Raw genomic sequence first — 12,798 nt, 5'->3', positions numbered from 1 at the left:
CCCCCAGCCCACCTCCGACGGCCGCACCCGCCTGCGCGCTCTGACCGGCGGCCTCGCAGACCTCTCCGACGCGCTGGCCGCGATCGGTGTCGAATCGGTCGCCCTGCGTGGCTCCCGCTCCGCCGCGCCGCAGCAAGCGGCTCCGGCCGCCGACTTCCGGGTGCGGTGTCCAGATTGCGGACCGCAGTATGTGGCCATCGCCGACGTGCGCTTCGTCGAGACCGGTGACGGTGCGGAGGCGAACCGCTACCTGTTCACCTGCCCCGCCTGCGGGGCCCGGGTGCGCCGGCCGGCCGGGCCGGAGTTGGCCGAGATCCTGAAATCCGCGGGTGTGGCCACCCTCGCCCTGCGTCGCGGGCCCGGCCAGGCCCTATAGTTTCCAGCATGTATTGGGTCCTGCTGATCACGATCACCGCCGTCGTCGCCCTGGTGATCATCGCCGCGTTCGGCTGGCGGGTGTTCGCCGCGGCCAAGGGTCTGATCCGGGAGCTGAAGAAGACCTCGGCCATCTTGAACGATGCGAGCCAGACATTGCGCGGAGTTCAGGAAATGGAGGGCGTCAAGGCGCTGCGGGCACGGGCCCAGCACGATTAGTCTTCGCATCGTGCCCGTGTTCATATCCACGACGCCCGCCAACCCGGGGCCTGTCGCAGTGAAGGGGGTCGGACCGTGTTCATGCGGCTGATCGAGATCGGTCTGCTCGTGCTGGCAGCGTGGGCGCTGTTCGGGCGCAACCGGCTGACCGACTCGGTGCGCAACGTCCGCAAGTCGGCCCGGATCATGAAGTCCGAGATGCAGGCCGCGGCGGACGACGTGGAACTGCCCGAGGAAAAGGTGATCCCGGGCTCGATCGTCGACGGCGGTGCCCAGCGCGCCGACAACGCCCAGAACTGAAGGATCGGCCCATCATGACGACGCAGGCCAGCGCCAACGGGACCCGGCCCAAGGGCAAGAGCAAGCCGCCGAAGGTGGTGAAGGCCGACAAGGACCCCGAGGGCCGGATGCCGCTGGGCGAGCACATCCGTGAGCTGCGCACCCGGCTGTTCCGGGCTTCTGTGGGTATCGCCATCGGCTCCGTCGCCGGCTGGCTCGTCCACAAGCAGGTCATCCACGCCCTGACCCGCGCGGTCTGCGACGCGAAGGCCAGGGGCGTCGCCCAGGGGGTGCCGAGTTGCAGAAGCGGCGTGCTCACCTCCAATGGCACCACTTCCGGCATCGCGGTCGACTTCAAGGTCTCGCTCATGGTCGGCCTGATCCTGTCCTGCCCGATCTGGCTGTACCAGCTGTGGGCCTTCATCGCGCCGGGCCTGCACAAGAACGAGAAGAAGTACAGCCTGACCTTCGTCGGCGTCGCGGTCCCGCTGTTCGCCGGCGGCGCCACCCTGTGCTACGTGATCGTCCCGCACGTGATGAGCGTGCTGCTCGGCTTCACCCCCTCCGAGTCGCCCAACGCCATCCCGCTGGCCGACTACATCGGCTTCTTCATGCGCATGGTGCTGGTCTTCGGCGCCTCGTTCGAGGTTCCGCTGATCGTGGTCGCGCTGAACTTCACCGGAGTGCTGTCCGCCGCGCGGCTGAAGAAGTCCTGGCGCTACGTCACGTTCGGCATCTTCATCTTCGCCGCCACCGCGGTCCCGACCGGTGAGCCGTTGGGCATGACAGCCCTGGCCGCCCCGATGTGCCTGCTCTACTACAGCGCCATCGGCATCGCCGTCCTCAACGACAAGCGCCGCGCAGCCCGCAACATCAACGCCAACCTGTCCCCGGACGAGTCCTCGGACCTGGACCTGAGCCCGGTCCCGGTCGAGCAGGCCCGCCCGGTCGAGCAGGTCCGGCGCGGCTTCGACGACGACTACGACGACCTCACCTGAGGCCCGCGCCGCCCGGGTGCGATAACGCGCCGGTCACGACGCCATGACGCGGGAGGGCACGCGCTGCTAACGTTCGCGCGTGCCCAGCCGTTCCGACCAACACCGACCCGACCACCTCGTCGTCCTGATCAACCCCACGTCCGCCAAGGGCGCGGGGGCGAAAGCCGGCCGGCGTGCCGTCGCCGCGCTGCGGGCCGCCGGGATCGACGTGACCGAGATCGTCGGGCGCACCGCCGCCGACGGTGAGCAGCGGGCCGGCGACGCCCTGCTGAAGAACCCCGAAGCCGCCCTGGTGGTGGTCGGCGGCGACGGCATGGTCTCGGCCGGCCTGCGGCTGCTGACCGCCGAGCCGGAGTGCGTGCTCGGCATCATCCCGGCCGGCACCGGCAACGACACCGCGCGCAGCCTGGGCATCCCGCTGAAGGACCCGGAGGCCGCGGCCCGGGTGATCGTCGAGGGCCACGTCGAGCGGGTCGACCTGGGCGAGGCCACGGTCGGCGCCGGCACCTCCGCCGAGGTGGTCCGCCGCTTCTTCACGGTGCTGGCCTGCGGCCTGGACTCCAAGGTCAACGACCGGGCCAACCAGATGCGCTGGCCGCGCGGCAAGCGCCGCTACGACCTGTCGATGCTGCTGGAACTGCCCCGCTTCAAGGCCCCGGCGTTCCAGATACGGCTGGACGACCAGGAGCAGACCTCCGAGTGCATGCTGATCGCGGTCGGCAACGGCCCCTCCTACGGCGGCGGCATGCTCATCTGCCCCCAGGCCCGCATGGACGACGGCCGGTTCCAGCTCACCGAGGTCCGCAAGATCTCCAAGCCGACCCTGCTGACGATCTTCCCGAAGGTCTTCTCCGGTCGGCATGTCAATCACCCGAAGGTGAACGTGCACCACGCCGCCTCGATCGAGCTGCGCGCCGAGGGCGTCAGCTGCTGGGCCGACGGCGAGCGGATCGGCGCGCTGCCGGTGGCGCTGCGGACGCTGCCAGGGGCGTTGCGGGTCTTCCGGCCCGCGTCCTGAGCCGCGCCCTGAGCACCGCCGGAGCCCGCCGGGCAAACCTGAGGCGCGGCGATCAAGCTTGCGGTTAGGCTGGAGGCATGTCATCGCCCGCTGAGCCCCTGCGGGCTCCCGACGTGCCTGCCCTCTCCGAGTTCCAGCGCTTCCGCGGGGGTTACGACTTCGACCTCGACGGGTTCCAGATCCAGGGGTGTCGGGCGCTGGAGGCCGGGGACAGCGTCCTGGTCGCGGCCCCGACCGGCTCGGGCAAGACCGTCGTGGGGGAGTTCGCCGTCCACCTGGCCCTGGCGCAGGGCGTCAAGTGCTTCTACACCACCCCGATCAAGGCACTGTCCAACCAGAAGTTCGCCGACCTGGTGGCCCGGCACGGTGCCGCCAACGTCGGCCTGCTGACCGGCGACAACACGGTCAACGGCGAGGCCCCGATCGTCGTGATGACGACCGAGGTGCTGCGCAACATGCTCTACGCGGGCTCGGCGACCCTGTCCGGCCTGGGCTACGTGGTCATGGACGAGGTCCACTACCTCGCCGACCGCTTCCGCGGCGCGGTCTGGGAAGAGGTCATCATCCACCTGCCGGAGTCGGTGCGCCTGGTGGCGCTGTCGGCGACGGTGTCGAACGTCGAGGAGTTCGCCGGCTGGCTGCGCACCGTGCGCGGCGACACCAAGTCCATCGTCTGGGAGCACCGCCCGGTCCCGCTGTGGCAGCACGTCCTGTCCGGCAAGCGCATGTTCGACCTGTTCGCCAACGGCGCCGACGGCGAGGCCATGCCCGGCGCCAACGGCCAGGGCGGCATCTCGGCGGCCCGCGAGCTGCGGGTCAACCCCGAACTGGTGCGCCTGAACCGCGAGGAGTCGATGTACAAGCGGGGCGGCCCGCGCGCCGGCGGCCCCAACGCCAACCGTGGCGGACGCGGCCGGGACCGGCGCCGGGGCTCGTGGGTCCCCAGCCGGGTCGACGTGATCGAGAAGCTGGACGCCGAGGGCCTGCTCCCGGCCATCACCTTCATCTTCAGCCGGGCCGGCTGCGACGCCGCGGTCCAGCAGTTCCTGCACGCCGGGGTCAGGCTGCTGACCGCCGACGAGCGGGCCCGGGTCAAGACGCACGTGCTGGAGCGGACCGGCAAGATCCCCTCCGAAGACCTCAATGTCCTGGGTTTCCACGACTGGTTCGACGGCCTCCAGCGCGGGGTGGCCGCCCACCACGCGGGCATGCTGCCCACGTTCAAGGAGATCGTCGAAGAGCTCTTCGTCCAGGGCCTGGTCAAGGCGGTCTTCGCCACCGAGACGCTGGCCCTGGGCATCAACATGCCGGCCCGCACGGTCGTCCTGGAAGCGCTGACCAAGTGGAACGGTGAGAACCACGTCGATCTGACGGCCGGGGAGTACACCCAGCTCACCGGGCGCGCGGGCCGGCGCGGGATCGACATCGAGGGCCACGCGGTGGTGCTGTGGCGCCAGGACCTGGACGCCAAGGCGCTGGCCGGGCTGGCCGGGACCCGCACCTATCCGCTGCGCTCGTCGTTCAAGCCGTCCTACAACATGGCGGTCAACCTGGTCGGCCAGTTCGGCGCCGAGCGCGCGCGCAACCTGCTGGAGACCTCGTTCGCGCAGTACCAGGCCGACCAGGCCGTGGTCGGGCTGACGCGGCAGGTGCGCAAGAACACCGGCGCGCTGGAGGGCTACTCCGAGGCCATAACCTGCCACCTCGGCGACTTCGACGAGTACATGGTGCTGCGCCGTCAGCTCTCGGAGCGGGAGGCGGACCTGTCGCGGCAGGGGGCTGCGAACCGGCGCGCGGCGTCGCTGGAAGCGCTGGAGAAGCTGCAACCAGGCGACATCATCGTGGTCCCCGCCGGCAAGCGCGCCGGGGTGGCCGTGGTCCTGGACCCGGGGATACCGGCTTCGACCGCGGGGCGGCAGAAGCAGTTCACCGGCGACGGCCCGCGCCCGGTGGTTCTGACCGTCGACCGCCAGGTGGTGCGTCTGTCGGTGACGGACTTCCCCAGCCCGGCCGAACCGCTGGACCACATGCGCGTCCCGAAGTCCTTCAACGCCAAGTCGCCCCAGTCCCGCAAGGACCTGGCCGCGGTCCTGCGCGGCAAGGCCGGGGACAAGGAGATCCCGCCCTACCGCAAGACCCGCTACCGCGCCGAGGCCGCCGACGACACCGAGATCAACCGCCTGCGCAAGGCCATCCGCGCCCACCCCTGCCACGGCTGCCAGGAGCGCGAGGACCACGCCCGCTGGGCGGAGCGCTACCACAAGCTGGACCGCGAGACGAAGCAGCTGGAGAAGCGCGTCGCCGGCCGGACGAACAGCATCGCCCGCGTCTTCGACCGGGTCTGCGGCCTGCTGGAACAGCTGGGCTACCTCGACGGCGACCAGGTCACCCCGATCGGCAAGCGCCTCGGGCGGCTCTACACGGAACTGGACCTGCTCACCGCCGAAACCCTGCGAGCGGGCCTGTGGGAGGGCCTGACCCCGCCCGAACTCGCCGCCTGCGTATCAGCCCTGGTCTACGAGGCCCGCCGCGCCGACGACGCCGGCCCCCCGCGCCTGCCCGGCGGCGCCGTCCCCAAGACCCTCGACGAGATGGTCCGGCTCTGGGCCAAGCTCGAAGAGCTGGAGACCGACCACCACCTGGAGTTCCAACGCGAACCAGACCTCGGCTTCGCCCTCCCGGCCTTCCACTGGGCCTCCGGCAAGGCGCTGGAAGAGGTGCTGTGGGACGTGGAGATGCCCGCCGGCGACTTCGTCCGCTGGTGCAAGCAGCTGATCGACCTGCTGGGCCAGGTCGCCAACGCGGCGGCGGAACTCAAGGCCGACAACGGGAAGAAGAGCACGGTGCGTGAGGCCGCCCAGGAGGCGATCGACGGGCTGCGGCGCGGGGTGGTCGCCTACTCGATGCTGAACGGGTAGGTCGGCGTATTGCGTGGATAACGCTCGCCGCTGACGAAGATGTCGGCGGCGAGCGTTATACATGTATATACGGGGCGAATGGTCCATAACAGAATGCGGACGGCGCCGCCGGTCAGCAGCACAGCCGGGCGCCACCACAAGACGCCGAGCCGACACCGGCCTGGCCCTCTACCGCTCGCCCATCACCCGAATCACCCGCGCCATCGCCGTCTTCAGCCCGAACTTCTCCGCCAGCATCGCCGCCATGATCGGGTCCTTGGCCTCCCGCGGCAGTACGTCGTCGTGCTCCACCACCGGGGCGTCGCGCACCACGCGCACCACCGTCGGCGCCGCGTCCAGGTAGCCCGCCGCCTCGGCGATCCGCTTGCGCTGGGCCGGCTTCAGCGTCGAGGCCGGGTCGGTCGCCGCCGCGCGGACGCCGGGCAGGTCGCCGTACTGCGAGATCAGGGCCGCCGCCGTCTTCTCGCCGATGCCGGTGACGCCGGGCAGGCCGTCGCTGGGGTCGCCGCGCAGGGCCGCGAAGTCCGCGTACTCGCCGCCGCTGATGCCGTACTTCTCGCGCAGCACGTCGTCGGTGACCACTTCCAGCTTGGTCACGCCCTTGCCGATGTTCAGGACCCGGATCTGCCGGGCGTCGTCGACCATCTGGTACAGGTCCCGGTCCATCGTCACCACGTCCACCGGCCCGTGCCCGCTCCAGCGCTCGGCCAGCGTCGCCAGCACGTCGTCGGCCTCGAAGCCGGGTGCCTCGGCGCGCGCGATGCCCAGCGCGTCCAGCGCCGCCTCGATCACCGGCACCTGCGGGCTCAGGGTGTCCGGCACCTCCTCGACGTCGACGCCGTCGGCACCCGAGGCCCCGGCCGGCGCCTCCTCCAGTACCCGGTGCGCCTTGTACGACGGGATCGCCTCGACCCGGAACGCCGGACGCCAGTCCGCGTCGAAGCACGCGACCAGCCGGTCCGGCTTGTAGGTGCCGATCAGGTGGCTGACGAAGTCCAGCGTCCCGCGCACCGCGTTCACCGGCATCCCGTCGGGGGAGCGGATCGTGTCCGGTACGCCGAAGAAGGCGCGGAAGTACAGCGTCGGGGTGTCGAGCACCATCAGGCGCTCCTGGGTCTTCGCCATGGGGCCGATCCTAGAGGGCCACCCTGACTCGACCGGCGACCGCAGCCCTCCGACTCGACCGGCGACCGCAGCCCTCCAACTCGACCGGCGACCTCGGCCCTCCAACTCGACCGGCCCAAACGATCTTTCGCGGCGCCCGCGAAGGATCATCACCTCCTTATGGACTTCGTCAGGGAGCAGTTCATCGACCCGGTCAGCCACTTCCTGTACACGTACGTCCTCATCTACCTCCTCATCGGCGCCGGCCTCTACTTCACCGCCCGCACCCGCGCCGTCCAGGTCCGCCTCCTGAAGCCGGCCCTGCGCCTGCTGGTCGGCGACTCCTCCCGCAGCCACTCCGAGAACGGCGTCTCCTCCTTCCAGGCCTTCGCCATCGGCCTGGCCTCGCGCGTGGGCACCGGCAACATCGCCGGCGTCGCGGTGGCCCTGACCGTCGGCGGCCCCGGCGCGGTGTTCTGGATGTGGGTGGTCGCGGTGGTCGGCATGGCGACCGGCTTCGTCGAGGCCACCCTCGCGCAGCTGTTCAAGCGCGCCGCGCCCGGCGGCGGCTACCGCGGCGGCCCCGCCTACTACATGGAGACCGGCCTCGGCTCGCGCCGGGCCGGCGCGGTCTTCGCCGTCCTGCTGATCTTCACCTTCGGCATCGCCTTCACGATGGTCCAGGCGAACACCGTCGCCGACGTCCTGGCCGGCACGCACGGCGTCTCCGCGCACTGGACGGGCCTGATCCTGGTCGTCCTGTCCGCCCCCGCCCTGTTCGGCGGCGTCCAGCGGGTGGCCAAGATCGCCGGTCTGGTGCTGCCGGTGATGGCCGTGGCCTACCTGGCACTGGCCGCGGTGATCATCGTCACCAACCCCGGCCGCGTGGCCGAGGCCCTCGGCTGGGTCTTCCGCGACGCCTTCGGCTTCGGCCCGGCCGCCGTCGGCGGCGTCTCCGGCCTCGGCGCGGCGATGCTCAACGGCGTCAAGCGCGGTCTGTTCTCCAACGAGGCCGGCATGGGCTCGGCCCCGAACGCCGCCGCGACCGCCGACACCACCCACCCGGCCAAGCAGGGCCTGCTCCAGTCGCTCGGCGTCGCGGTGGACACCCTGGTGGTCTGCACGGCGACCGCGATGATCATCATGCTCGCCGACCGGAGCGTCTACGACCCCACCCATCCCGGCTCCTCGACCGGCGCCTCGCTGACCCAGGCCGCCGTGGTGAACCAGTTCGGTGACTGGAGCAAGTGGCTGATGACCGTGATGGTCTTCGTCTTCGCCTACTCCTCGGTGCTGGGCAACTACGTCTACGCCGAGGTCAACCTGGACTACCTGGGCGCGACCCGGGCCCGGATCCAGGCCTTCCGCGTGGTGGTGCTGGCGGCGGTCGCTCTGGGCTCGCTGTTGAGCTTGCAGCTGGTGTGGGAGTTCGCTGACGTGGCGATGGGCGTCATGGCGCTGATGAACCTGGCGGCGATCGTCCTGCTGGGCCGCTGGGCCTTCGGCGCGCTGCGGGACTACGAGGCCGCCCGGGCCGCCGGCGCCGATCCGTCGTTCCACGCGCCCGGCAACGAATACCTGCCAGGGAGCCTCCGTACTGATGTTTGGGTCTGATCGGATCCAGCCCTTTCCATACGCTCCCTGATTCTCGACTGACCATACGATCGTGTAGTGTGCAGCGCGTCGCGTACGGTCGCGTGCCGTCCGTGTCCCCCCCACGCAAGGCTCTGGCATGACAAGCGACGAGTGAGCAGAAAGCGCCCCGGTCTATGGCGATAGTGCGTTCGGCGTCCTCTGGACGTCGATACGGGTCCCTCGCGGCGCGCCTGGCCGCTGTGGTCGCCGCCCTGGCGCTGATGGCGGGCTGCTCGTCCGGGGCGGGATCCGCGGCCGCCGGGGCCTTCGTCGCCCCGCCGGTGCCGATGGCCGAGCCGGGCTCGGCCTCTGAGGGCGACCTGTATATGGTCGTGTGGGACGGCTACGCCGAGAACCAGTGGATCGTGCCCTTCCAGCAGCAGACCAACTGCCAGGTGCACGCCGACACCGCCGGCAGTTCCGACGAGATGGTCGCGGACGTCAAGTCCGGACGCTACGACGTGGTCTCCGCCTCGGGGGACGCCAGCCTGCGGATGATAGCCAGCGGGGACGTCGCCCCCGTCGACGTCTCCAAGGTCCCCAACTACGCGCAGATCTACCCGGGCCTGAAGGACCGGCCCTGGAACTCGGCGAACGGCGTGCCCTACGGCATCCCGCAGGGCCGCGGCGCGAACGTCCTGATCTACAACAAGAACAAGATGGCCCCGCCGACCTCGCTGAGCGCGGTGTTCAACCCCGACCCCTCGGCGGCCGGGCACGTGTCGGTCTACGACTCCCCGATCACCATCGCCGACGCCGCGCTGTACCTGATGAGCAGCCAGCCGGCGCTGGGCATCAAGAACCCTTACGAACTGGACAAGAACCAGTTCGCAGCGGTGGTCGCGCTACTGACAAAGCAGCGGGCCGCGGTCGGCGACTACTGGCCGGACACCGCTGACCAGGAGGCCGCCTTCGCCAAGGGCGCGGACACCATCGGCACCGGCTGGCAGGTGGTCGTCAACGGTCTTCAGAACTCCGGACACGGGGAGATCGCCACCGCCACGCCGACCGAGGGCAGCACCGGGTGGTCCGACACCTGGATGGTGAGCGCCACGGCGAAGGATCTGACCTGCACCTATGAGTGGCTGAACTACATCTCCTCGGCGACCGTCAACGCCCAGGTGGCCGAGTGGGTCGGGGAGGCCCCGGCGAACTCGCAGGCCTGCGCCAAGACCACCGATCCCAAGTTCTGTGCCACCTACCACGCCGACGACGAGTCCTACTGGAAGAACATCTGGTTCTGGACCACGCCCAGCGCGCACTGTCAGGACGGCAGCGACCGCACGTGCGTGGCCTACTCGCAGTGGGTCGCGGCCTGGAACCGGATAAAACACCAATGACCGCACGGGGCAAGGGAGGCGGTGCGGACATGACGCAGGGCTCGGGCGCCGACGTCGCCAACACCACCAACACCACCACCAGCAACAGCAAGGCGGGGATGCGCGGCCGGCTGCCGTTCCGGCGCCGCATGGACCTGCTGGTCGTGCTGCCCACCGTGGCCATGGCCGCGCTGATGACCCCGGTGGCGGTCCACGAGGTGGACGTGGCCGGCCAGTGGAACTCGGCGGCCGACTTCCTGTCCTCGTCCAAGTCCGTCAGCCAGCTGATCCAGGACCTGTCGGTGGAGCGCGACAAGGCCCAGGCCGCGATGAGCGGCGACCCGGACAAGGTGCAGCAGTACACGGCCGCCATCGGCACCACCGACGACCAGGTCCAGCAGGTCACCAAGGACTACGGCGGCAGCGCCACGCCGACCCTGACCGCCGCCCTGGCCGCCGTCTCCGACCTGAGCTACGTGCGCGAACTGCCGGCCACCGAGGGCATGTCGCAGAACTATGTGTTGCAGGCCCAAGTCCAGCGGCTGGTCGACACCGTGTACGGGGCCATCGACTCGCAGATGGTCTCGGCGCTGGACTTCGGCGGGCACGCGGCCGACGGCGGTCCGGCCGCCTCGCTGGAATCCGAGCTGTCCGCGCTGTACTCCGGCGACATGGCCGAGAGCCAGCGCGAGGCCTCACTGACCGCCTTCGCCTCCGGCCCCACCGAATACAACGCCGGTGAGGAGTACGCCACCGCGCTGCGCTGGGACCAGGTGGCGCAGGTGCAGTTCGGGCTGGTGCAGCAGTCCACCGCGGCCTCGGACCGCGACGCCATCGCCGACCTGCTCCGCTCGGCGCAGGCCGAGGTCTTCCGCGGCTACCAGAACCGCGCCGAGGCCATGTACGGCCTGGCCTTCGACCCGGTCCGCGGGGTCAACGGCGCCACCCAGGTCAACCTGCAGGACATCCAGACCCTGAGCGACCGCACGTCGTTGACCGCGGCCTTCGAGACCGCGTCCACCTCCCGGGCCGCGGCCGAGGCCCAGATCACCGACCGGATCATCGGCCTGGCCCGGGACAACGCCCAGCAGGCCGAGTTCACCGTGGCGCTGCTGATCGGCATCGGGGTGCTGGCCGCCGGCGGGCTGATGGTGCTGTCCGGGCTGATCCGCAGATCCGTGGTGCGGCCGGTGCTGGCGCTGACCCGGGCCGCCACCCGCGTCGCCCGCGCCGCCGCGGCCGATCTGGAACGGGTCACCGATGAGGACCTCGGCGAGCGCGGCGAGCTGCCGGAGTTCGAGGCCATCCCGGTGCCGACCGACGACGAGCTCGGCGACCTGGCGCTGGCGTTCAACAAGGTGCAGGAGACCGCGCTGCTGATGCTGGAGCGGCAGGTCACCATCCGGCGCAACACCGCGGAGATGTTCGGCAACGTCGGGCACCGGATCCACAACCTCACCGGACGTCAGCTCTCGATCATCGACCAGGTGGAGCGGACCGAGACCGATCCGACACTGCTGGACCGGCTCTACCGCATCGACCACCTCGCGGTGCGGTTGCAGCGCGGCGCCGACAGCCTGATCCTGCTCTCCGGCGAGCGGGAGGCCAACATCTCCGGCGCCCCGATGCGGCTCACCGACGTGGTGCGCTCGGCCGTCGGCCGCGTCGAGGGTTACCAGCGGGTGGTTCTGATCGCCGAGGACGACGCCATGGTCGCGCCCTCGGCGGTCGGCGACCTGACGCTGATGGTCGCCGAACTCGTGGAGAACGCGGTGTCGTTCTCGCCGGCCAGCCAGCGGGTGGAGATCGCGGTCGGGCTGTCGGCGCGCGGGTTCGTGATCGAGATCGTGGACCGCGGTATGGGCATGTCGCCGGAGCAGATGGCGCAGGAGAACGCGCGCCTGGTGCGCCGCGAGCGCCTGGACCTGGCGCCGACCCGGGTACTGGGCCTGTTCGTGGTGGGCCGGCTGTCGGTGCGGACCGGTGCGGCCGTGGAACTGTCGGCGACGGCCGGCGGCGGGACCACCGCGCGGGTGTACGTGCCCGGATTCCTGCTGGCCGGGCCGGTGGCCGAGACGGCCGGGACGCGGGCCCCGCGCGGGGACGCCGCCGCGGCCGCCGCGACGGGGACGCCGGGTGCGGCCGCCGCGCCGGCCGGCAACGGGGTGCCGACGCTGCCGGCCGGTTCGGCGTTGCCCTCCAGCCCGGCGCAGGCGCATGCGCAGGCCTTGGAGACGCGCGGGCGGTCGCCGCTGACGCCGGCGCAGCCGATGCATGTTCCCGAGCCTTCGCCGGCCGCGGAGTCGGCGCCCGCTGGATTCGGCCCCGGTGCCGGATTCGGTGCCGGATCTGGTCCTGGTCCTGGTCCGGGTTCTGCTCCCGCGCTGCCGCCGGGGGCTGAGGGTCTGCCCCGGCGGGTGCCCGGGGCGTCGCAGCCGGGGGATGCGTTCAGCCTGCCGACGCCGAGTACACCGTTCGACGGATACGGCGCTCCCGGCCCCGGTTCGGTGAACGGTCCGACCGGCCAGGCCGGTTCCCACGCCGCCCCGTATCCGGCGGCCGAGGCGCAGACCGGGTCTCCTTCCTACCAACCGCGACCGTCGCAGCCGCCGACCGCCGGACCGCAGAACTCCGCGCTCCAGGTGTCCGGCTTCGACGCGCTCGGCCAGCCGGGGACGACCGACGCCCCGGGCGGCCGCTACTCGCTCGGCCCGCTGGCCCCGGTGCCGCCCGAAGGACCGGGCCGGCGGCGCGCGCTGTCCGGCGGCGACGTCCAGCAGCAGCCGCACCAGCCGGTGCCCGAGCCGCGCCGGGGGACCGAGATGCTGCCGGTGCGCCGGCCGCAGCCGGTACCACCGCCGACGATTCCCCAGGCGGCGCCTCCGCCGGTGTCCGCAGCCTCCGCGTCCCCGGTCGCCCCGCTGTCGCTTATA

At 71.1% G+C, this 12,798-nt stretch carries 10 protein-coding genes; 9 read left to right on the top strand and 1 reads right to left on the bottom strand.

Going from position 1 to position 12,798, the window contains the following annotated elements; translation table 11 throughout:
• The 6 genes from IZR01_RS42590 to IZR01_RS42565 form a co-directional block, all read left to right on the top strand.
• A partial coding sequence (locus IZR01_RS42590) for a hypothetical protein (protein WP_194898279.1) occupies positions 1-376 on the top strand: 376 nt, incomplete at its 5' end.
• 8 nt (positions 377-384) lie between these two features.
• Positions 385-594: a hypothetical protein gene (locus IZR01_RS42585; protein ID WP_194898278.1), complete on the top strand. Its 210-nt coding sequence runs from the start codon at positions 385-387 to the stop codon at positions 592-594.
• 81 nt (positions 595-675) lie between these two features.
• A complete protein-coding gene (locus IZR01_RS42580; RefSeq protein ID WP_194898277.1) occupies positions 676-894 on the top strand; it encodes a Sec-independent protein translocase family protein in 219 nt (72 codons plus the stop codon).
• 14 nt (positions 895-908) lie between these two features.
• Positions 909-1,871 (top strand): twin-arginine translocase subunit TatC, encoded by a 963-nt coding sequence (gene tatC / locus IZR01_RS42575; RefSeq protein ID WP_194898276.1) that lies wholly within the window; start codon positions 909-911, stop codon positions 1,869-1,871.
• A gap of 79 nt (positions 1,872-1,950) precedes the next feature.
• Complete coding sequence (locus tag IZR01_RS42570) at positions 1,951-2,889, top strand: diacylglycerol kinase (protein WP_194927145.1); 939 nt, start codon at positions 1,951-1,953, stop codon at positions 2,887-2,889.
• Positions 2,890-2,966: 77 nt separating this feature from the next.
• The gene (locus tag IZR01_RS42565; protein ID WP_194927144.1) at positions 2,967-5,807 is read left to right on the top strand and encodes a DEAD/DEAH box helicase; all 2,841 of its coding nucleotides are present in this window, start codon (positions 2,967-2,969) and stop codon (positions 5,805-5,807) included.
• 168 nt (positions 5,808-5,975) lie between these two features.
• Here the strand turns inward: IZR01_RS42565 and IZR01_RS42560 are convergent, their stop codons facing one another.
• Positions 5,976-6,908, bottom strand: a complete 933-nt coding sequence (locus IZR01_RS42560; RefSeq protein WP_194898280.1) for a 5'-3' exonuclease — start codon at positions 6,906-6,908, stop codon at positions 5,976-5,978.
• 183 nt (positions 6,909-7,091) lie between these two features.
• Between IZR01_RS42560 and IZR01_RS42555 the strand changes: the two genes are divergently transcribed.
• From IZR01_RS42555 to IZR01_RS42545, 3 genes are all read left to right on the top strand, one after another.
• The gene (locus tag IZR01_RS42555; RefSeq protein ID WP_194898273.1) at positions 7,092-8,525 is read left to right on the top strand and encodes an alanine/glycine:cation symporter family protein; all 1,434 of its coding nucleotides are present in this window, start codon (positions 7,092-7,094) and stop codon (positions 8,523-8,525) included.
• A gap of 155 nt (positions 8,526-8,680) precedes the next feature.
• Positions 8,681-9,886 (top strand): ABC transporter substrate-binding protein, encoded by a 1,206-nt coding sequence (locus IZR01_RS42550; RefSeq protein WP_194898272.1) that lies wholly within the window; start codon positions 8,681-8,683, stop codon positions 9,884-9,886.
• Positions 9,887-9,915: 29 nt separating this feature from the next.
• Positions 9,916-12,798: sensor histidine kinase (locus IZR01_RS42545; RefSeq protein WP_194927143.1), on the top strand; the 2,883-nt coding region annotated here is incomplete at its 3' end.

It is taken from the genome of Catenulispora pinisilvae (assembly GCF_015356865.1).
In the GTDB taxonomy this organism is placed as follows: domain Bacteria; phylum Actinomycetota; class Actinomycetes; order Streptomycetales; family Catenulisporaceae; genus Catenulispora; species Catenulispora pinisilvae.
The sequence above is the reverse complement of the archived record's forward strand: the minus strand, read 5'-3'. Positions and strand labels throughout refer to the sequence as shown.